The following is a 21,101-nucleotide window of genomic DNA, read 5'->3' on the forward strand; positions in this document are numbered from 1 at the left end:
ACCCCTATGTGAAATTAACATTAGATGAATAATACCCCACACCGACAAATTAACGAAACGCTTCCGAAGTCTGCGGAGCAAAACGAAAGACAATTTTTCACAGCAACTTGAGAAAATCTTTAAATTCGAAACAAAATATCTCTAACGGGACACATCTCCCACTATCGAGGATTCGATATGTATTATATAGTATATGACAAAAGGTTGGCCTTTTCACTTAATTAGAAATTAAAAAAAATATGGAGACTAAATCAAAATTTGTCGCGACCATTCCGGAGCCAAAGTTGGCCAGACTTTTATTTGCCGACACCCGACTGGCCATGCTTTGGCTCGTTATCCGACTCTATGTTGGTTATGAATGGCTAATGGCCGGAATTTCAAAACTTAATTCTCCGGCTTGGTTAGGCGAACAGGCTGGCACCGCCCTCAAAGGATTTCTGGCAGGAGCCCTACAAAAAACCGTAGGCGAGCACCCTGATGTTGCCGGCTGGTATGCGAGCTTCATTCAAAATTTCGTACTGAATCACCCAATCGTTTTTTCCAATCTGGTAGTTTATGGCGAAATCGCGGTTGGTCTGGGATTGATTTTGGGTTTGTTTACCGGCATTGCCGCCTTCTTCGGCAGTTTTATGAACCTCAACTATCTTTTGGCTGGCACCGTGAGCACCAACCCTGTTCTGGGCATTTTGCAGTTATTTTTGATTCTAGCTTGGCGTATTGCCGGCTGGTACGGACTAGACCGTTTCGCTTTGCCAAAGCTTGGGACACCCTGGAAGCACGGCGAGATGTTTGAGAAGTAAATTTTCGAAAAACTAGGGATTAATGAAAACCACTAGCACCCGCTAGTGGTTTTCATTCTGACTTTTGCAACTCTCAAAAATTTTGCTATTATAAGCCAGCTCTTTGATTTATCACTATGCCAGATAATAGAAAATACGCAGATCGTCGAGAAGCCTTGATTAAGGCCGTAGCAAAGCGTAGAAAAAAATTAAGCTGCTGGCTATTGAATACAAGGGCGGAAAATGCCAAGTTTGCGGTTATGAAAGGTATCCGGGAGCATTAGAACTTCATCATCTAGACAAGCGAGACAAAAGTTTCGCAATTGGTGATAAAGGGTACACAAGATCCTGGGAAAAAGTAAAAGCGGAACTAGATAAGTGTGCCTTGCTGTGTGCCAACTGTCACCGAGAAGTCGGAGCGGGCATAACGAAATTAGACAGCGCAGAGTAAATTGAAAACCGAATAATAAATGACAATTAAGCTCCGGGATAGCTCAGCGGTAGAGCAGTCGCCTGTAGAGTAATGCAGCTTTTTATCGAAAGGTAAATCGAAAACTTCGGGATAACGGTGGAACCCTACTATTTAAAAATTGAGGGCAATACCGTGGGAACCGAGCACATAAAGTTTATATGCTCGGGCGCCGTAGAGACTAGATACCGAGGCACCTAAATCCGCAAGGATATGGTGGTGATATAGTCCACGCCATCAGTAATGATGAATTAAGTGTAAGCGATTGGTCACTGGTTCGAATCCAGTTCCCGGAGCTTAGAGGTCATTTAGCAAACCGCCCGTCTTGGGCGGTTTTGCTTCATCTAAGGTCCGGGAAAGGACGCAAACTGCTTTGCGTCCGTCTGGATTCGAACGCCGGAGTTGTGTTTTTGTCAGCAGACAAAACCAACGAGGCGGTGCCCAGACAAGGCCGAGCGGCGGCGAGGTTTTAGTCGCGGGCGAATCCAGTTCCCGGAGCTTAGAGGTCATTTGCAAAAACAGCGTTTCGGCGCTGTTTTTGTTTGACCTCGCTCCGAGGAAGCAAGTGAACGATTTCACTTGCGGACTGGATTCGAAGCCCGATTGAGCATTTTTTCAAGCCACAGTGGCGCGGGAAAAATCCAATCGGGGTACTGAAACTGTAAGTTTCGAAAAACGTACCCGCGGTCCAGTTCCCGGAGCTTAGAGGTCATTTGCAAAAACAGCGTTTCGGCGCTGTTTTTGTTTAACCCATTGTGATAGGCTGACCCTAGATAGAAGCCCGTCAACCCAGCAAAATTATGAACCTTCACACCGCCGAAGTTTTTGTTAAAGATGTCCTTTTTGAAATGACGGGCTTCAGCGTCGCCCCTCATTTATGGGGATCAATTCCCCTTTCAGATATTGGCCTGACTCCCGAATCATGCCGAAACTTATCAGTCACGCTGGGTCTTAAACCTGAAGACCTGACTCCGGCCATGACCCTCGAGGAAACCGCGAAGAAGGTCGAGAAAGACAGTCCACTCGACATGAGGGTTGAAACGGAGCCGATGTGGGCACTTAATTTTTAGAGTTTGCCTCACCTACCGACCACTTCATTTTGAAGCGTGGTCGGTTTTAATTTACCAAAACCATTACGGTGCTTTGACACATTGCTATATTTATGCTAGAAACAGACAAGAACAGCAGAAAAAAGTTTAAAGAGAAAGGCAGAACCTTGATAATCGACATCCACGCACACACATCAAATCACCAGATGAAGGGTCTCCACGTTACTTCGGCGACCATTGCCACACTAGAGGAGTTGGCCAAGCAGTATGGCATCTCAGCCATTATTCTGTTGGCAACCTACTTCCCCCACCGGGGAACCGGTGTCCACAATCACGATCTGCTAAAACGGATCGAGGGACGACCACTGTTTCGAATGTTCGGCAGTCTAAATGTCATAAATGGACTGCGTACCGGAATCGACGAGCTTGAGAAGTTGGCCCAACTTGGTTTAATCGCCGGCATCAAACTGTATCCCGGCTATCAGAGTTTTGAACCAAGCGAAACCCAACTTGTCGGGATCTATCAGCTGGCGGAAACTTATCGCCTGCCGGTGATGCTTCATGGTGGCGAACTGCATCGATGCCCAAAAGAATGGAACGAGCTTTCCCGACCAAAGTATGTTGAAAAACCGGCCCGGGATTTTCCGAAAGTTAAATTCGTCGTCAGTCACCTCTCGAACCCTCACTTTGAGGAACTTCGCGAAGTGATGACTCGTTGCCCGAATGTCTTTACCGACATCTCCGGACAATTTGTCTCCGGCGCCGAAGAGGACATGCCCGAGTATCGCAAACTTATCGTCGAGGAAATCCAAAAGTTTCTTTTACTTCCGAACGGAGAAGATCGGGTCATGTTTGCGACCGACTTCCCTATCCAGAGCTATGAAGATTCTTTGGATCTGGTCTGGCGCTTGAAATTGAGTGAGGTTGGGTTAAAGAAAATTCTGGCAGGAAATGCTATCAGGTTTCTGGACAGAACACACGCAACATAAAGAAAGGCAGATCAAATGAGCATAAAGAGAATACTCGTGACAGCCGGCAACACCCGGGTCCCGATTGACAGAGTTCGCGGTATCGACAACATTTTCAAAGGTCGAACCGGAGTCGCAATCGCAAAATATTTCGCCACGCAGGGTTGTAAGGTGACTCTACTCACATCGCATCCTGACCTCGCAAAGCAGTGTCATCCGAATTTGGAAGTCCTGTCATTCAGTTCGTTTGAACAACTGCGTTTTAAAATGAGGGCATTGGTCCAAGACCTAGCCTTCGACGCGATTATTCATTCGGCCGCGGTCTCTGACTATAAGGTTGCCGGCATGTACAAACAGACCGGCGAGGCTGTCGAAATTGGTGGGCACCTCCTGCGCGAGCTCAGCCAACTGGACAGCTCTGGCAAAATCGGTTCCGATCACCCCGAGTTGTGGATGAAAATGGTTCCAACAGTGAAGATCGTCGACCTGATTCGTGAACCGTGGGGCTTCAAAGGAATACTCGTTAAATTCAAGCTCCAGGTAGACATGACCGACGCCGAGCTCATTGAAATCGCCACGAAAAGTATGAAGCACTCCTCGGCCGACTTCATTGTTGCCAACACCCTGGAAGGTCTGACGGCTAAGGCCTTCATCATCTCGGTGAAGGGCGGAAATCCGATTCGCACCAGTCGAGACAAACTGCCCGAGAACCTCTACCAAGAACTCGGCCTATGAAATTACTCCTTGGCGTGACCGGCAGTGTGGCTGCCAAACTTACTCCGAAACTGGTTCGAACCCTCATGGAAAGAGTACCCGAACTTGAGCTCAAAGTCATCGCGACTGACCGGGCCCTGTACTTTTTCCGAAAGGAAGATGTACCGATTCCGGTGCTCACCGACAAGTCTGAGTGGACCGAAGGCGGTTATGTCAAAGACACTCCTGTTCTCCACATTGATTTGGGTGAATGGGCCGACCAACTGTTGATTGCCCCGCTTTCGGCCGACACTTTGTCGGACATGGCACACGGCAAAGCCAACAAGTTCCTGACCAGCACGGTCTTGGCCTGGCCGAGGGAAAAGCGAATTATCTTGGCTCCGGCCATGAACACTCGGATGTGGTCAAATCCAATCACTCAAGACAATCTGGCAACGATTCAGCGAGTTTACAATACAGGCACAATCGAACCAGTTGAAGGTATGTTGGCCTGCAAGACAAAAGGGGTGGGAGCGATGGCCCACATCGACACCATCGTCGCTTCCTTGCTCCCAAAAAAAGTACATTAGCTATCGCCGCCCGGCCTCCGGGCGGCTTTTTTATTTCCAAAAATCGCACAGGAATTTAAAAAACTTCAAACTGACAAAATGTATTACTTTAGAAACAAATGCTTATCGGTCTCGCGAACAATATTTGTGATATGATTTTCGCATGAACAAAAAGAGGATAATTTACTCGGTTATTGAAATCACACTTGGAGCACTGATGTTTGTCTACGGCGAGATTGACGACAGCCCCGGGGGACAACTGCTTGGGCTTCTGGCAGTCATTTTTGGCATTGTCGGCATAATGAAAAGCCAAAAGAAAAAGATTGGCTAACCGCGCCCAATGGTGCGGTTTTAATTTGTGACATTCAATTCAATGTATGCTAAGTTATTTTCGGAGTTAATTGAAACCGAAATTCACACTTTATGCCTACAATCTTGCCTGACACCAATTGGGAGGAGTCACTTGCTCAACTGCCCATAACCGACGAACAGAAGAATGTTTTACGGTTGGCAATTGGAAAAATCCTGCGAAAATCTCGGACTTTTCCGAAAATCGGGGAGGCTGAGTTTGACGACCTAATCAGAAAGGTTTGGTTTATTAAATTCCAACCTTCGGGAGCGAATTACATCCTAGCGCGCAAGCGCGGACGGCTTTGCTTACAGCATGAGGACTGAATCACGGGGACGGCTACCCAAACCAACACCGTCGTCACTTGCCCATTATCACAAAACAATGTTTCGATAGCGCCGCCCGGCCGCCGGGCGGCTTTTTCATTACTCTGCCCATACTTGACAACACCAAACAGTATGTTATCGTTGTAAAAGAAACCGTAAACCGATTCGGTTCCTTAACAAGGGAGAAAAATGAAAGGATTACGCTTAAGTTCCCTTTCGTGGGAACTCCATAAATTAAGTCCGGATTTTGATTCTCAGCCAGCCACCTCGATTGCAAGCATCGCGAAACGCTTTGGTGAATGGGGCGAAAGGCTCCTCGAGAATACCGACGATGACGCCGAGATGATTGATAAGTATCACGCACTGCCGCTTGAGGCTTTCGCCGGATTCACTTTTGAGGAACTCTGTATGCTCAAGCATTCCTCAAAATTTAGGATGAGTAGCTCGGTCCGAGACTTCTTCGAGCGAAACGTGCGACACGAAGTGATCCAAAAAATCACAAATTCCATGTGGCGCTGGTCATTTTACAAGAGTGGTTGGAATGAGATCGTCGAAATTTATGACCGTCTACGTCATTTCACCTTCTCGGATGATCCAAATTTTGAAGTTCGTTTGGATTACACGACCTATCACAATGAGTACGGCCACGCCAAGTTCAGTCGAGTTTACATCGACGGAACCTTTGCCTACTTGGTCTATTACAAACGCAAGCACATAATGACCATCGGCTTTTCCTTAGCTGGCAAGAGCCGGATTCTCATCCAGCAGGTTCAGTCAGCCAAACAGAGTGGAAATCGGTATTTGTACAAATTACCAAAAAACCGACTGGAATTTGTGATTGAGTTGTTCAGGAAAAACTTCCCCACCTACTCGCTGTATCTAATCGACGGGAAGAGTCTGGTCAAAAAGACGCTCGCCGACTACCAGAGAACCCTGACAAGAACTCTGGAACACATCAAGGCGTACCGGAAGGAAAACAGCGATTTTGCCAGGAGAATGCTTGAAGATTACGAGAAAGATTGCGCCACCTTCGAACAAAAAATCGCGCACCTCGAGGCAGACAAAGCAAGGCTAATCGCTTTCTATAGCGATACCGGTCGATTCAAGTTCGGCCGTTCGGTATACGAAACCCTGTATCTTGTTCACCGCCAAATTGTGGCTCACCTGCAAGCATCCAGGTGTCGTAGTAAGGCCTCTGAGCCAAACAACTGCTTCTCTGTGGCAGCTTAGACACTTAACCCACAAACCACTTCCCGACGAGAGTCTCGAGGTGGTTTTTATTTGCCTCATGTGCACAGTTTTGAAACCTTTAGTCTCCACTTTCATTGTATAATTCAGAATTTTATATTTGACAATTTTCATAAATATGCTAGCCTGCGAAGAGAGTCTTTTGGAGTTAGATTGGTCAGACAAACAAAAACAAAAGAAAGGAAGCCATTGAAAGGACAGGTCAGAAATCCGAACGATTCGTATGAACTGATGTACGAATTTTTGAAAATGCGCCGGGCCAGCACCGAAGCGGGCCAACCATTCACTTCGGCCGATGTCTCGGGTGAGACCGGGGTCAAGATCGAAATCGCTTGCAACTTCTTGAGGCGCCTTTCCGAGAAAGGCGGCCCGCTCATTCGCACTCGCGTCTCTTCCAGATTCGGACGGGGCACAATGTACACCTATCTTTTTGCACCCGAAATAAAATTGCCCAAGCCGCAGTTATCGAAGGGCGAAGTCGCAAATTTGGTCTGGAGAGTGTTCAAGCTGGCCAAGAAGCCGCTCAGCAAAACCGAGGTTGCCAGGCGAGTCGGTTGCCGAACCGGCAGATTGGTGAGTCGCAATTCAGTAAGCACCGTAGTCTATCGGTGGTACGGATTCAACCACCTGGCCCGACTCAAGAGGGGCAAGTACCAGCTTAAAAACCGGCTTCCTTGCCGTCCGCTCACTCTGTCGCTTCCGACTCAGTCACAAATCTAAATCGTTTTGGCCCGAAAGTGTTCCGACACTTTCGGGCCTCTTTTAATTCAGGAAAGCGAGACCGCCCCGCGCCGGAGCGCTGGGCGACCTTTTGCACCTTGACTTTTGGCATGAATATGATACAGTCCCCGACAGAACAGAACGCCGGCTTGTAGCTGGTATAGCCAAAGGAATATATGCCAAGAGCCTTGAAAACCGACCGTTTCTTTCTGCAAAAGGCAGCAAGAAGCGGTAAAAACAAAGACAAATTGCTTGTCGGGGTCCATAGTAGCCATAAGGACATCACGCTGCAAAACCTGCTTGATTTCCTGGAGGCGAACCAAATTGATCCCTCGCAGGTTGAGCTCAAATTCGGCTTCGTCACCACCGTTAACCCGAAAAACGGAAAGGGTGAAAATGAGAAAAGTTAAGGACATAGTCGAAGAATTCAAGAAGAGCGGTGCTACAAGTGAGGCCTTGACCAAAGCGGTTAACGAACTGCTTGTCCACGACATTCCAGAAATGAAGCGAGTGAGAACTGTGACGACTGTCAGTGGTGTCCTCGGCATCATCGCCACAGCGAAGGAACGTTTTGAGACCTTTGCCAGGCTCGCGCCATCAGTCGAAGGCAAGACTAGACTCAGCCCCGAACATTTCGGCCCCCTACTGCAGGAAGCCTGGCCAGAGGCGTTCGCGTTGTGGAAACTCTACAAGCCCAGGAATGTGTCAGGCGCACCCGAAAGAAAGGAGACCGAATGAGACCCGTTAAAGAAATAGTGACCGAATTCGGAAGAAACGGTGCCACGATCGAGGCCTTAAACACGGTCATAAATGAGCTCGTGCTGCATGATATCCCCGAGCTCAAGAGACAGAGGCGCGCACAGACAGACGAAGCCATCTTGGCAATCCTCAATACGGTCGAGGAGCGCTTCGGCGCCTTCGCCAACAAGGCACCCGCACTTGCCGACGGCAGAAAATTGCAGCCGAATCATTTCGACCTGATTCTGAAGGCGACCTACCCGGAGATACATGATCTCTGGCAAATCGGCAAGATGCTTAAGGGACGGCAATTGGTCCGCCGTTAACATCCAACCTCCCCACCCCGCACGCGCGAACGCGTGCGGGTTTTTTAATTGCGACAAACTTACTTTAGATATTTCATCTAAGAAAACATTCAGGTATAATTGTCTACAGTAAACCTTTTTGGAAAGGAGGGTTATGAGAATAGTAGTTTTTGATAACTCTCGGTTTTTGCAGCGACAGATTATCGAGGCCTTGACCTGCCCAATCAACCGACATTGTACCCGTTTGGAGCATAAGTGTGACGACTGGGAACTTTGGCACCATCCGGAGTGGTTAATCCAACACTTCATTGAGAATGGCGGAGCAGTGGCGTTTGCAAAACGCCGAGCCGAGTTTGTTCGCGAAGTGGAGGTTCCAGAAATCGAATACGAAATCTAGGATTACAAATTCTAGAACATGTGGCGACACCTTGGTGTCGCCACATTTTAATCTGTTAAAAATTGTAAGATTTGGTCTTGCAGGATTGACCCGGAGGCCCAGCTTGATATATCCTTCAACTAGATAGAAAGGACTAAATTATGCCGAAAAAGAAATTGTCGAAAAGGACTCGAGAACCGACCAAAACACCGCGGAAAAACAGGGGTCGCAAGTCAAGCACGGAGAGGGAAAATCAATCCGATATGCAAGGAGGACAAGGCCCCATCATACACGATAGAAGCATGGAAGACGGTAGCTACCACCAAACACTTGGTGGCTGGGGAATGCCCTACTAAGACCGCGATGGACTCTCTCATGAGAGTCCTTTTAATTTGTAAATTAAAACTGAAAGCTCTATACTAAAACCATGAATACAAAAAATGTTTCGACAATTTTAATAGTTATTATTTTGATTATAGCTGGTATTTACTTATTCAAGCCGAAAGCCCAAGTGGCCGCCCCTGTCCAGGGCGGAATTAATGAGAAAAATGCCACTTATGAAATCGGCAATCAAAAAGTCACTTTGGTTAATGGTGTAGCTGAGACTGAAAGCGCTCCGGAATCCGCGACCAAAACTACCACCCGATATTTTGGCAACGAGATCAGACATGACCTCAATGATGACGGCCAGGAAGATGTGGCCTTTTTGCTAACTCAAGAAACCGGCGGTAGTGGCACCTTTTATTATTTTGTCGCCGCGCTCAATACTCCAAACGGTTACATCGGCTCGCAAGGATTTTTGTTGGGTGACCGCATTGCTCCCCAATCGACAGTGCTGGAAGAAGGAATTACGGCGGTTGGGACGGCAAGAAAAAATGTTATTATCGTAAATTACGCCATTCGAAAACCCGACGAACCGTTTACCACTTCCCCATCAGTTGGCAAAAGCGTTTGGCTTAAACTCGATCCGGCCACCATGCAATTTGGCGAGGTGGCGCAGAATTTTGAGGGAGAATCAAGATAAGACCCGTGTTGCTTGGCCTCCAATATCAAGGTCGGACCTTGATATTGGAGGCCTTTTTGGTTATTTGACAAAATACTCAATCTATGATAACATTCTAGGCAGAAAGTCAAACCAAAAAACAAACTCGGAACGACTCAAAAGGTCGCTTCGAATAAAAAGAAAGGACAAAAGTGAAGATCTTGTTCGCAAACGGTAATCCGATTTTTTCATCAACAAGAGTCCGGATACTCACAGATCTGGGCTTCCGGGTGGACTTCCGTAGGGACGCGGCTCAGGTACTCGAGGCCTTCACCGGCCCCAAGGAGACATGGCCGGACATCCTGGTCATGGACAACTTCCTTCCTCAGGGTGATACCGAGGAGGTCAACGAACACAGCACTTATGGCTACATCCGGACAGGGATGGCCATTTATGCAGTCCTCCGGAGAAAGTACATCGCAGTGCCGACACTGATTTACACAACCGACCGCCAAGGACATGAGGAACTGAAGCTGCTCTGTCTTGCCGATTCACGCTTGTGCGCAGTTTACGAATGTGTCGATAACTCAACGAAGGAAATCACTACCACGGTCCAAAAGCTGGCCAAAATTGTCGAAGCCGAAGCCAAGACTGCACCGGCCTCACCCACGAAGATGGATCTTAGCGAGTGTTGACAAACCTGCCGGCTCAAGGTCAAAATTGGTGACGCAATCTCGGTCGTGAAGGTGCTCATGGCACATCCGTGCGACGAGGGTCGCAACAAACGACCGGTCGGCAACCGAGTTCATCTGGTCCCGGGTGGCTGGTTCGAGACCAGCCGAGTCGAAGTTCTCGAGCTTCTTCCGTGGGAAGAATAACTTCCCCGCCCCGCCCAAGAAACCTCCGAGGTTTCTTGGGCGGTTTTTAATATCAAACTACATAAGACCGTCTTACGCGTAAGACGGTCTTATGTAGAGAAAACTCCCTTTGTTGAGGGATTTTTTATTGATTGACTTTTAGTATGAGATATGATATAATTGCCGGCAGAAAGTTGGACCGAACATTGTCCAATTAGTCCCTAAACAACCAAGGCCTAAAGCACCAAGTGCTCGGCTAAGACCCTAAAACAGATTGCTAAATCTGCTCGGGTAAGAAAGGAAAAATGATAGATAAACTCATGCCGAAAGGCTATTTCGACGGGGTCCAGCGTGAAATGGTTCGCGCCGGATTTGCTCACATCTCAACGGTGCCGATCGACAGCACCGAATGTGAGTACCATGTCCCGACAGTCGCCGCTCGGGCCACTTCCATATTCTTTCACAAGCACGGGAAGGGGTTCGTCGTGATGCTCCGGTACAACGAACACATTGAGGACTCCGGGAATCCGCGAAAGGGAAACTGGCGAGTGGACTTTTACATTCGTTTCAAATCCTTCCGAACCCTACTCCAAGAGAATCCTCACTGGCTCGAGGACACCCTTCACGAGCACGGGGGTGGCATCTACCACGACATGCCGATCTTCGGGTCAACAAAGGTGGAGATCGAGGGGTTCAGAAGTTACGGCAGTATGAGCATTGAACGAGACTGCGAGAACGAGCAGGTCGTTCTGCATTTTGAAGAGCCTTACAGCCGGTCCGAGACCCTATCACCAACCGAGCTGATTGTAAAAGTTGATCGGGTGTATCGGGCTGTCAAGAAATACCTCGACCGCGGGCCAATTTTTAAGCCCTCACTTCTCGACCTCGTCCCCCACTATACCTTCTCTGGACAAGACAATTTCACCCTGCCGTGGAAGACGGAGAAGCTGGAAGAAACCTTCTGGTCCAAGTTTGACTGGCACTACTTCCGCCATTTGGTCGTTCGCCCTTGGGGCTACAACTATCGACGGAAGGAGGCTACCGCCTAATTCACCCGCTCCGCGTGCGCAAGCATGTCGGAGCGGTTTTTTATTTGATGATGTGGCGCGACCGAAGTTTTGCGAGGGCAAAACTTCGGCTTTTTATCTTCTTCGCTATTGCAGTGTTTTGCAAAACACTGCAATAGCGAGCACGGCAATTAAAAAATCCCCCGAGCGACTAGCGCTAGAGGGACTATGACGAAAACAAACTACTTCCCTGCCCCATGGCCGTTTCCGTTCAGAGCCACTTCCGAGAATTTCCCGTTTTTCGGGTCTTCCTCGGTTGAGAGTGTCCGAAACGAATCCGGATGAGACAAGTTGAACTTGCTCACATGGACGCGATGTTCCGGCCGGAAGCCTTGCTCCAAGACCTTAGCCACCATCGCTGCAAACTCCGGCGTGGTTTTGACCTTGGTCGAGAGAGCCTGGCGCGGCAAGAGCTGATCAAAGACAATCCTCGCTCCGGTCGTGATTGAATTGCCCGAAACATCCGGCTGCCAGAACTGTGAGAGAGTGACGATTCGCGAACCAAGAAAAACCGCTTCCTCGATATCGTGGGTGACGAAAATCACCGTCGTCTTGTACTTCTCCCAAAGCTCCAGGATGAAGACCTGCAACTCTTCACGAGTCGACGGATCCAAAGCCCCGTAGGGTTCGTCCATGCAGAGAATTTTCGGCATAGCGAAGAGGTCGATTGTAATCAGCGTTTGGGCAATCGCCACTCGCTGTTTCATCCCACCCGAAAGTTCGTGAGGATACTTGTCCCCGGCGCCTTCGAGCCGAATTTTTTTGAGATATCCTTCGGCCAGCAATCTGGCCTGTCGGTTCCACTTCGGCGACCATAGTTCCCGCCAAGGATCTGCTTGGTACTTGAGGCTCAAGAGGATATTCCCTAAAACAGTGAGATGTGGAGCCAGAGTGTAATTCTGAAACACCACACCACGCCTGCGATCAGGGAAACCGGCCGGACCGCCCATAATTTGAAACTGCAGAGCGGTATCGACTTGCTCCTGCCCAGTAATCAAACGGAGAAGGGTCGACTTGCCACAACCGGAAGGCCCGACCATGGTCACGAACTCGCCACTCTTGATTTTGATGTCCACATTGTTGAGCACCACTTTGCGGCCACCCGGAACTTTCGGATCCGGATAGCCGTGGTAAGCGCTCTCAACCAGAATGTCGTACTTGGTTTTTGTCTCCATATTTCCTTTCTAGTTGCTGACTTTGCTATACCAAGCGAAGCAACGCAACTTAAGCGAGAGCTTTAGGATGTAGTCGCAACTGTAGGCCAGGGCGGTGATATACATCACATACGGAATAATCAGGGCCATGTTCATGTACCTCTGTTGGAGGTAAACCCGATAACCCAAACCTTCCGTTGACGCTACCGCTTCTGACGCAATCACAAAGATCCAAGCGGCGCCGAGCGACACTCGAACCAAGTCAATGAGTCGCGGAAACATCTGTGGCACCACGATGCGCATCAAGACTTCAAACTGCGACGCACCAAGAGTCAATTGCTTGACCTTAACCTCGTTCGGGATTTGCTCCACCATTTGTTCGACGCTTCGCGCAATCGGGATCCCGATGCCGAAAACAATCAGAAAAATTTTGGAAGCTTCACCGATACCAAGCGCCACCAAGACGATGACTAGCACCGCCAAGGGGTTGATATTTGAGAGGACAGTAATAATCGGCATAAACAAGGACCGCAGGCCCGGGAAAAGTCCGATCATAATTCCGGCCACATAGCCAAAGACTGCGGAAATACCGACACCGATGGCAAGCCTTCGCAGACTCGCCTTGGTATCTTCGAGGAAAAAATTCTTGCCCGAACGCTTGTCCGGGACAGTGATTATTTCCTTCATTTCGCCGTACATCTGACTGAAGTACGGCATCAGTTTGTCATCCGGATTTTTTTCGTGACGCTTTTGGGCGATCAGGAAATAAACCAGGAGCAAGAGCGCAACCGGCAAGAGTCCGAGAAGTTTTGAAAGCTTCTCGCCCGGTTTGGCATTGATGCCAAAGAATAACGGAGTCCGACAATGGATGTTGTTGTCCATTTGGTTCCTTTCTAGTTTGTTTGTTTTTAAAGAACAAGCTTTTTAGGGCTTAAATCCTTACTGGGTTCTGATTTTGAGTATACACATTTTCAGCCGTCTGTCAACCCCGTTAGAGATAGGTCGTCGCAACGACGACCGTGGCCGTCACTGTTTCCAAACATTTTGTGTAAAAGCTAAGTTGGTTTCGTGATCGCTATTCCTAACAAAAAATCTCTAACGGGGTCAAGACAAATAACGACACCGGTACGCGTTAGCGCACGACACCAATACACGAATAGCTGAATTCGTGTGTGCGTATTCGTGGTCTCGCTATTCGCGTACTTTATTCGTATGCCCTATTTGTAAGGGTTCTTAACATAAAAACCCCTCGCCTGCCGTAGCAGATGAGGGGTTGGGCCGGAACGCTTCGCGCTCCGGCAAATAATTACTTCAAATAACTGGTGGGATCCTTGTAGTGGATCTTCACATTCTTCGGATTGCCGTAAACCGACCCATCGGGAAATTCGATCCCGATATGTTGGGCCGACTTCGCACCTTGACCAAGCAGGCCATGATCGAAACAGAACTCCGCCACGGTCTTGGCTGCCTTCTTAGCTTGCGGGCCGCTGGCAAAAGCCTGCGCATCCGCCGGCTTGTAGAACATGTAGGTCGTCTTCAACTGGGCCTTGAACTCGGCGACCGTACCACCGGCGAATTTCGCCATGGCCGCAATCGCTTCATCCGTTTTCTTGCCCTGGCCGGTCATGATCTCCATCGCCTCAAACCATGCTCCGACCAGTGCCCTTTTGACACCTTCCGGAGCGTCGCGACGAACCACCATAAGATCCTGGATTTCGCCGGGAATCTTGGATGAGTCGAAGACCATCTTCGCGCCGGGCAAATTACGCACCTGCATCAAGATCGGGTTCCAGGTGACGCAAGCGCCCTTGGGACCGGAACTGGCGAAGGTGGCACCGATGTTAGCATCCGAAGTGTTGACCTCGGTCACATCGCCGTCCTTCATTCCTTCGGCCTTGAGAGCTTGGGAGAGAAGATAGCTGGAAACCGAGTCCTTCACGATCATGAACTGTCGACCCTTCGCTTCGCGCAAAGATTTGGCATTCATGAGCACCACTCCGTCGTTGCCGTTCGAGTAGTCACCGACCACGAGGATGTCGGAATCGATACCGCCGGAGGCCGGCATATCGAGACAGTCCATGATGGTCATCGCGCAACCCACAGCCGAACCGGCGGTGTACTGGTTGATCGAGGTGACATAGTCATTGATGAGGACAATCTCGACTTTCACGCCGTGCTTGTCCGCATGCTTTTTCATAATGCCGGAGTCGCTGATGTATTGCCACGGCTCCCAGCCGGTGTAATGGGACCAGAGATACCGATAGGTTTCGCCGGCCTGCACTGCAGTGGAAGCAACCAAACTGATGATGGTCAAAATAAGAAGGCTGAGGTATTTTTTCATGCTGACTTTTCCTTTCTTGCCCGAACAGGCGGAGCCTGTTTTAGGGCTTTCTGACTTCTCGTTTTTGTTTTACCCGAGCAATTCTTATTGCTTTAGGGTTTTGTTTTCTGACTGATGGCCCACGGCAAGACCGTCCTGCCGTGGGCCGATTCCTTCCCAACCAATTAGGCATTGAGAGGGGCACCGGAAGGCTCGAGCTCGAGGCTAATCGTCGAACGTTGCGCGTTGCCGCGTTCCATCCGACCAATCACCTTCTCTCCTTCGCCAGCCATCCGATCCATCTCCGCAATGTTTTGCGCCATTTGCGGCAAAGCTTCCTGCTTAAACCGAGAAATGTCGTCAACAGCAGACACCACGTCTGCGAAACACGTCTTCAGCTTATCAAGACTCAGAGATTGCCCGGAAGCCCGCTTGTTGACATCGGCCACACCTGTTTTGACAAGTTGGCCCATTTGGACAAGCATTTCGTTGGCAGTCTCATCCATGGCTTCGAGACTCTTCAGAATCACACGCTGATCAGCAAGGGCGATTGACGCCGCGGCACCAATCCTGAGAGCATTGACTGTCACCTCTTCACACCGGCGCACTCCGCGAATCAATTCGCGATTAGTACGACGGATAACTTCGAAGACGATCACGCCGTTCTGATTGATCAGTAGGTTTTGCTGAAGGTCCACGATCCGTTGGCGGAGAGGGAACAAGACTTCTTCGTTAAGAAATTTGCACTTCTCGCTTTCCGGATCAATGCTGGCAATTTTCTCTGCAAGCTTATCGTCGAGACGTCTCGCAACCTGAACCGTCTTCTGCAGACGCAAGATCAGGCTGCGCATTTCCGCTTGATCCTCACTCAGAAAATCGTTGTCCCTCTGCAATTGGGCTGCCCCTTCTCGCATTTGGAAAACGATCGCCTCGATTACGCCACTGGCCGATTGGTACTTGGTAAAGTACCGGTTGGCCGTAATCCCCACAAACGGAATGTACGACAACACTCGTCCAAAGGCACCGGGTGCCAAGATGTTGTAGCGAGCAGGATTGATATGATCAACCTGCACTTTGAGATCAATCAGCGATTTCGCCACCGGCCGACCTTCGGTTGTGGTTGCCAATTTCCCAACTTGTCGATTAAGGAGGCCGCTTTTGGCGAGCAATCCTTTGACGAGCGGGGCGCCGATTGATTCAACAGCTGCCTCCATCTGGACTCTTTGGCTGGGCTGATTCAGATCACAACCAAGAATCTTGTCGAGCACTTCTTGAGCGGTTTGATCCACCTGAAGATCGACTTTTTTCTTGCTGTCCAAATCATCCGCGCTCAAAAAACCCAAATCCCTTCTGACCTGATCAGGTTTTGCAACCTGTAAAGGCGCCACTGGCGCCGCTGACACGAGAACTTGTTCTGACATATGTTATCTCTTCCTTTCTTCTGTTCTGCTGTTTAGGTTTGCTTTTCCACTGGCAAATCGAGAGGATTAACCTTCGATCTGTTATTGACTCGATTAATCAGACCGACCAATTCACTCATGGCACCTTCCAACTCGCCATTGCCTTGACCTTTGATTTTGAGCGCAGCGGAGCCGGCCTGATCGATAGCTGTGAGCACTTCTTCGTTTCGAGCCAAAAGCTCGGCGACCTCAGCTTGGCTGTCGTCGTAAAGCTTGGCTCGCTCCTCCAAAGTTTTCACAGTTCGCTCGTCAGCCGAAGTGCGTATCAACTTTCTTTTCAACAAGTCGAGCTTCCTCGAAATATCACCGCGATTGATATCGCTGATGTTAGTGAGAATGTTCGCAACTCGCTCCAAATTACTGACGGCAGAAGCGTAAACCACTTCTGCCGAACCCAGAAATCTGGTAAAAGACAGCTCGCCTTCGTTGAGAACTCGGGAAAGAACAGTTCGCAGATTTTCAAACTTGTCTGCCAACTGCCCGACCTGTTCTCGACCTTGATTGCAACCAAGTTTTTTCAAGTCAGTCGCAACCGTCTCCAACTTTTGCTCTTTCATGACTTCAAATCGATCGTGAAGCTCCGCGTAATACCTTTGCAGGCACGCGTCGCGTCCACCGAAAAATTTGATGGCCCAATTGGCGGCACCGACGAAGGTGCAACCGGCGGCAATCCCAAGCGCTGCCGGGACTGTCACCATGCCAAAAAGTCCCAAACCAAATCCTGCCGCCACGCCTAGGGCCGGGGGCCAAAGGGTAAGCGGATGCTGAATCGTATCTGACAAAGCCGCCCTGCGAGCGGCCGTTTCGCTGTAATCCAGCTCAACTGACGCGCCTTTCGGGTTTTCGTTCATTTTCAGCCTTTCTATATATTTTTAGTTATTTGAAGTTTTCAACGAACACAAATCTGTTTCCCACTATACACAAAGTATAGTTTTTGTCAAGCATTTAGGCCAAACTTGGCGTGGTCTCGGATATTAAAAAACAGTTAATAACCGTTACGAATACGCCTGCCTGCCGGTAGGCAGGGCACATGAATATATAAAAAACCGTCTCCCTCTTCGGAGAGACGGTTGCTTCGATCAGACACCGATCTGATGAAGCTTTTGCACATTGGCAATCTGGTCCATGAAGTCGTGCGTGAACTCCCGCAATGCATCTCCATGGTCCATGCCAAACTCCTGCCGTGCGATATTGTCGACGGCTCCGACCAGATCCGCATCGGTCAAACCTTCGGTCGGCTCCGGCTTCAAGAGTTCCCGCTCCAAAGCCAGACGCTTGGCATCGGCGACAATCGCCGGAATCATAGACCCACTCACAATATGGGCCAAGGTGAAGTCAACAGTCGTACCGTCAGCCTTCTTGATTTCGTAGATTCTCCGCTCCGGAGAAAAAACCGAAATCGCGCCGACTTCGGCCAACAATTCAGCCGAGGTAGTGGAGGAAATCGCCACACCCTTAAAGTTCTTGAGAAAGATTTCCCGAACCGCTACCTTCGTGGGCCGTTTGATTTCGATTTTCACATCGATTCGACCGGGCCGAATTGCCGCACTATCCAAACTCTCCGGCTTGTTGGTCGCCAGAATCACAATCGCGCCCGATTCCCGCACGCCTTGCATCTGCGCCAGAAAGGCCGGCACAATCGTCTTCAAGACATCACTCGAAATCCCCGAATCGCGTTTGGCCAAAATCGCTTCAGCCTCGTCGATGAAGATAACCGCCATGATGCCGGTCCGACGATAGAACTCGCGGGCTCGCGCAAAGATGTGGCGGATGGTCGCTTCCGGCACGCCGACATACTTGTCGAGCAACTCCGGACCAGAAACCAGGATGAAGCCGCCTTTGGGACTCACACCTTTCTCTTCGCAACGTTTGACCAAGGAAGTGTAGACCGCCTTGGCAAACATTGTCTTGCTACAACCCGGAGGGCCGTAGAGCAGAAAGCCGGCCGCCGGCTTCTTGCCAAAGAATTTGTAATGCTTTGGAAAGCGCATCGGCCTCTCCATCGAGTCCAAGAACAACGCCTTGGCCGCTTCTTGGCCACAAATGTCGTCCCAAGTGATGCCGGTCGCCTGATCGAGCTCAAACGAGTCGTCTTCGAGACCGTAATTTTCGAGCACGATCGCGAGGGCCGAGTCGAGTACGACTCGGCCATTCGGAACCAGTTTGCCAGCAAACTTACCGGCAAAAACTGTCCGGCGTCCACCCGAAACATCTACCACCGCCAATTCCTTGTCGATAATCTGGGAGACGAAAGCGATGCTACCGGTCGGAACTGCGGGCTCCACACCAACGGCGCGGAGAGTTTCGCGTTCCAGCTTGACCACATCACCCGGTTCGATGTTGAGACCGTCGATCGGCACCTCAATCATCTGACCCGAGTAATTCACGGTCGCAAACCGCTCTTTTTCGCCTTCGGCGAGTTCCAGATCGCAAGCGCCACCCTGCACACCGAACATACCGATGCGATAACGATTTTTGGCACCGTCAGGAAAGCTGACCCACGACCAGCCCTCTTCCCTCGGGTCTGGCGCAAAAATCCGGCCAACCCCTTTCGGGGCTGAAGCGGCAAACTTACTGCCGGGATTAACCGTGACCAGAGTCCCAGTTTTCCGGAGCATGCTCGGAGTCGGTTTCGGCATCCGAGAACTCACTTTGAGAACTGTCGCCTGAACCAGAGGGTAACGAATTGGATTTTGTTCCAAGTCTTGATTGAAGTCTGTCATATCATTTCCTTTTTTTGAGTTTTTCCAAATAACAATCTGAAATATGTTTAGCATAAAACAATGATTTTGTCAAACAAAAAACCGGTAGTGCCTCCCAGTCTTATGCATCGCCCGGACCCGCCGGACGAAATAAGATGGAAGACACCACCGGTAAACTCAGCCGACTAATCGGCCCAAACCAGTCAGTAGGATTCGGCCATGAGCGTAATCTCCACTCGTGGCAGACGATACCCATACGCCCGATCAGATTCGCCCGGGGCCCGAGGCAAGGGTTTCTTGCCACCGAAGCCTTCGGTCCGCATTCGGTTTTCGTCAATCGAATAGGTAATCGAGAGATACCTCGAAACCGATTCGGCCCGCTGTTCCGAGAGGGTGGCATTGGCAGTCTGGTCACCATCAAGCGAGGTGTGTCCGCCGATAAGAATCCGAAAAGTCGGATAGTGCTTCAGCCTTTCGACCGCCGCGTCCAACTTTTCTTTCTCGGAAACTCCTAACTCAGAAGAGCCGGTCTGAAAGATAATCGGGTCAACCCGAATACTTCCGACTGATCGAAGCTTGCTCCACTGCGCCGGAGTCAAAACCTTGAACGACCGCGCCAGCGCCGCCGTCGGATCGAGAGCTTTGACTCCCCCATCGAGACTTGCGAAACCGGTCCGCAAACCATTTTGGTAAATCGCCGTAATGAAGGTGCTGTTGATAATCCGATAAGGATCTTTGTCCGGTAAGGGACTCTCCTTGAAGTCGCCGGCCTCCAAAAGAATGGAGACTGTCGAACCAATCGTATCAACCAAGCCTTGCTCAGCAATCTGCCCAGGACCGCTCACTCCAAACCACTCTTGGCAATTCTCGCTAAGATTTACAAAGCGTACGCCATCGAGCATGGTCTGGATTGCCTCCTTGGGCACCTTGAGTTCGTCGTGAATGTCCTTCTTAAACTCTTCGGGGTTGTCGGCATAAAACTTCAACACTCGGAAGTAGGTTTTGAGGAACAGGTCAACCCGCTCCGGATACTTGGTGGCAAACTCGCGGTTCACTACCAAAATATCGACTACGGCCCGGCTGATGCTTTCCGTCCCGATAATCTTGCCAACGCCCGGAATCTGCAGAGCCTTGGAGACATTCGGCTCCCAGAGTATTGCCATCGAAACTTTTTTGCTCTGCAACAGGCGCAAGGCTTCTTGAGAATCTTTGGTCTCGAAACGATGTTCGCGATCAAGATTTTTCAGAGCCGGCACATTGAAGTGCGAAGCGACCGTTTTTAGCAATTGATGACTCGGCGAACCTTGCGTGTAAGCAATCCGTGGCGAGACCCCACTTTTCAGCGAGTCGAGGTTTTGCACCAAATTGGTGTAGGCCACGATTGCGTCATCGCCTTTGGATTCGTCGATGACCATGATAATCGTCGCCGGAAAATCGTGGGCGGCGGCGTTCAGGATTTCGGAGTCGACTGTCATCACCGCAAAGTCCAATTTGCCATCGCGCAGATTTTTATTCCGCGCTTGGTAATCGGCTCCGTCGTTCTGACACTCGAGCAAATAGCCCTCGTTGCGAAGGAACTTTTTCATCCGTCCGGAACTGACCGGGAAATACCCGATCCAATCGTCGTAGGCCAAAGTAATCTTGGCTTTGACATCTTTGGCGTCACTCGTTTTCTTCTGCAAATGGCTTTTGACCATGAGCAGAATTTTGAACGCGCCGAAGATGCCCAACATCACCACGACCATAACGATAAACGGGGCGAAGCTACTTTTTTTCATTTTTATCCTTTTTGATTGGTTTTAAAGGTTCACAAATCTGTTTCCCACTATACACATAAAATTTGTTTTGTCAACATAAATTCTGGATGGCTTTCTTATTCGCATGCCCTGCCTGCCGGCAGGCAGGCCTATTCGTAAGGGTTCTTAACAAAAAAGCCCCACACATGCATGCACGTGTGGGGCGACTGACAT

Annotated in this window: 24 protein-coding genes; 17 read left to right on the top strand and 7 right to left on the bottom strand. The window is 49.7% G+C overall.

All coding sequences use genetic code 11. The features are described from left to right. The first annotated feature begins 239 nt into the window (after positions 1-239). The 17 genes from WCT25_01245 to WCT25_01325 all read left to right on the top strand — a co-directional run bounded on the left by WCT25_01245 (position 240) and on the right by WCT25_01325 (position 11,477). Entirely contained in the window at positions 240-800 is a 561-nt protein-coding gene (locus tag WCT25_01245; GenBank protein ID MFA6536039.1) for a DoxX family membrane protein, read from the top strand. Positions 801-2,048: 1,248 nt separating this feature from the next. After that, positions 2,049-2,318 carry a hypothetical protein gene (locus WCT25_01250; protein MFA6536040.1) on the top strand — a complete coding sequence of 90 codons (270 nt, stop codon included), beginning with the start codon at positions 2,049-2,051 and terminating at the stop codon, positions 2,316-2,318. Between the two features lie 92 nt (positions 2,319-2,410). Beyond that, entirely contained in the window at positions 2,411-3,286 is an 876-nt protein-coding gene (locus WCT25_01255; protein ID MFA6536041.1) for an amidohydrolase family protein, read from the top strand. Between the two features lie 15 nt (positions 3,287-3,301). Next, positions 3,302-4,000 carry a phosphopantothenoylcysteine decarboxylase gene (locus WCT25_01260; protein ID MFA6536042.1) on the top strand — a complete coding sequence of 233 codons (699 nt, stop codon included), beginning with the start codon at positions 3,302-3,304 and terminating at the stop codon, positions 3,998-4,000. Continuing rightward, the gene (locus WCT25_01265; protein ID MFA6536043.1) at positions 3,997-4,548 is read left to right on the top strand and encodes a flavoprotein; all 552 of its coding nucleotides are present in this window, start codon (positions 3,997-3,999) and stop codon (positions 4,546-4,548) included. The genes WCT25_01260 and WCT25_01265 overlap by 4 nt, the downstream gene beginning before the upstream one ends. Positions 4,549-4,690: 142 nt before the next feature. Next, positions 4,691-4,858: a hypothetical protein gene (locus WCT25_01270; GenBank protein MFA6536044.1), complete on the top strand. Its 168-nt coding sequence runs from the start codon at positions 4,691-4,693 to the stop codon at positions 4,856-4,858. A gap of 92 nt (positions 4,859-4,950) precedes the next feature. Then, positions 4,951-5,202, top strand: coding sequence for a hypothetical protein (locus WCT25_01275; GenBank protein ID MFA6536045.1), 252 nt, complete (start codon positions 4,951-4,953; stop codon positions 5,200-5,202). A gap of 189 nt (positions 5,203-5,391) precedes the next feature. Beyond that, on the top strand, positions 5,392-6,432 hold the full coding sequence (locus WCT25_01280; protein MFA6536046.1) for a hypothetical protein: 1,041 nt from the start codon (positions 5,392-5,394) through the stop codon (positions 6,430-6,432). A gap of 207 nt (positions 6,433-6,639) precedes the next feature. Then, complete coding sequence (locus WCT25_01285) at positions 6,640-7,170, top strand: hypothetical protein (protein MFA6536047.1); 531 nt, start codon at positions 6,640-6,642, stop codon at positions 7,168-7,170. A gap of 176 nt (positions 7,171-7,346) precedes the next feature. Further along, positions 7,347-7,580, top strand: a complete 234-nt coding sequence (locus WCT25_01290; protein ID MFA6536048.1) for a hypothetical protein — start codon at positions 7,347-7,349, stop codon at positions 7,578-7,580. Continuing rightward, a complete protein-coding gene (locus WCT25_01295) occupies positions 7,567-7,908 on the top strand; it encodes a hypothetical protein (protein MFA6536049.1) in 342 nt (113 codons plus the stop codon). Before WCT25_01290 ends, WCT25_01295 begins: the two co-directional genes overlap by 14 nt. Further along, positions 7,905-8,234, top strand: a complete 330-nt coding sequence (locus WCT25_01300) for a hypothetical protein (protein ID MFA6536050.1) — start codon at positions 7,905-7,907, stop codon at positions 8,232-8,234. Before WCT25_01295 ends, WCT25_01300 begins: the two co-directional genes overlap by 4 nt. Before the next feature lie 133 nt (positions 8,235-8,367). After that, positions 8,368-8,610, top strand: coding sequence for a hypothetical protein (locus WCT25_01305; protein MFA6536051.1), 243 nt, complete (start codon positions 8,368-8,370; stop codon positions 8,608-8,610). Positions 8,611-9,016: 406 nt separating this feature from the next. After that, positions 9,017-9,613: a hypothetical protein gene (locus tag WCT25_01310; protein MFA6536052.1), complete on the top strand. Its 597-nt coding sequence runs from the start codon at positions 9,017-9,019 to the stop codon at positions 9,611-9,613. Between the two features lie 170 nt (positions 9,614-9,783). Then, entirely contained in the window at positions 9,784-10,266 is a 483-nt protein-coding gene (locus WCT25_01315) for a hypothetical protein (GenBank protein ID MFA6536053.1), read from the top strand. Between the two features lie 57 nt (positions 10,267-10,323). Next, positions 10,324-10,449: a hypothetical protein gene (locus WCT25_01320; GenBank protein MFA6536054.1), complete on the top strand. Its 126-nt coding sequence runs from the start codon at positions 10,324-10,326 to the stop codon at positions 10,447-10,449. 284 nt (positions 10,450-10,733) lie between these two features. Next, positions 10,734-11,477 carry a hypothetical protein gene (locus WCT25_01325; GenBank protein MFA6536055.1) on the top strand — a complete coding sequence of 248 codons (744 nt, stop codon included), beginning with the start codon at positions 10,734-10,736 and terminating at the stop codon, positions 11,475-11,477. Between the two features lie 200 nt (positions 11,478-11,677). Here WCT25_01325 and WCT25_01330 read toward each other — a convergent pair whose 3' ends face one another. From WCT25_01330 to WCT25_01360, 7 genes are all read right to left on the bottom strand, one after another. Then, positions 11,678-12,670, bottom strand: a complete 993-nt coding sequence (locus tag WCT25_01330) for an ABC transporter ATP-binding protein (protein MFA6536056.1) — start codon at positions 12,668-12,670, stop codon at positions 11,678-11,680. A 9-nt stretch (positions 12,671-12,679) separates the two neighbouring features. Beyond that, the gene (locus WCT25_01335; protein MFA6536057.1) at positions 12,680-13,531 is read right to left on the bottom strand and encodes an ABC transporter permease subunit; all 852 of its coding nucleotides are present in this window, start codon (positions 13,529-13,531) and stop codon (positions 12,680-12,682) included. Between the two features lie 424 nt (positions 13,532-13,955). Next, complete coding sequence (locus WCT25_01340; GenBank protein ID MFA6536058.1) at positions 13,956-14,990, bottom strand: putative urea ABC transporter substrate-binding protein; 1,035 nt, start codon at positions 14,988-14,990, stop codon at positions 13,956-13,958. Between the two features lie 164 nt (positions 14,991-15,154). Continuing rightward, entirely contained in the window at positions 15,155-16,390 is a 1,236-nt protein-coding gene (locus WCT25_01345) for a toxic anion resistance protein (protein MFA6536059.1), read from the bottom strand. Positions 16,391-16,422: 32 nt separating this feature from the next. Next, complete coding sequence (locus tag WCT25_01350) at positions 16,423-17,280, bottom strand: hypothetical protein (GenBank protein ID MFA6536060.1); 858 nt, start codon at positions 17,278-17,280, stop codon at positions 16,423-16,425. 228 nt (positions 17,281-17,508) lie between these two features. Further along, on the bottom strand, positions 17,509-19,152 hold the full coding sequence (locus WCT25_01355; protein ID MFA6536061.1) for an AAA family ATPase: 1,644 nt from the start codon (positions 19,150-19,152) through the stop codon (positions 17,509-17,511). 182 nt (positions 19,153-19,334) lie between these two features. Next, on the bottom strand, positions 19,335-20,909 hold the full coding sequence (locus tag WCT25_01360) for a phosphate ABC transporter substrate-binding/OmpA family protein (protein MFA6536062.1): 1,575 nt from the start codon (positions 20,907-20,909) through the stop codon (positions 19,335-19,337). Positions 20,910-21,101: the final 192 nt, after the last annotated feature.

It is taken from the genome of Candidatus Paceibacterota bacterium, from assembly GCA_041666545.1.
Lineage (GTDB): Bacteria > Patescibacteriota > Minisyncoccia > Phycocordibacterales > JBAYGS01 > JBAYGS01.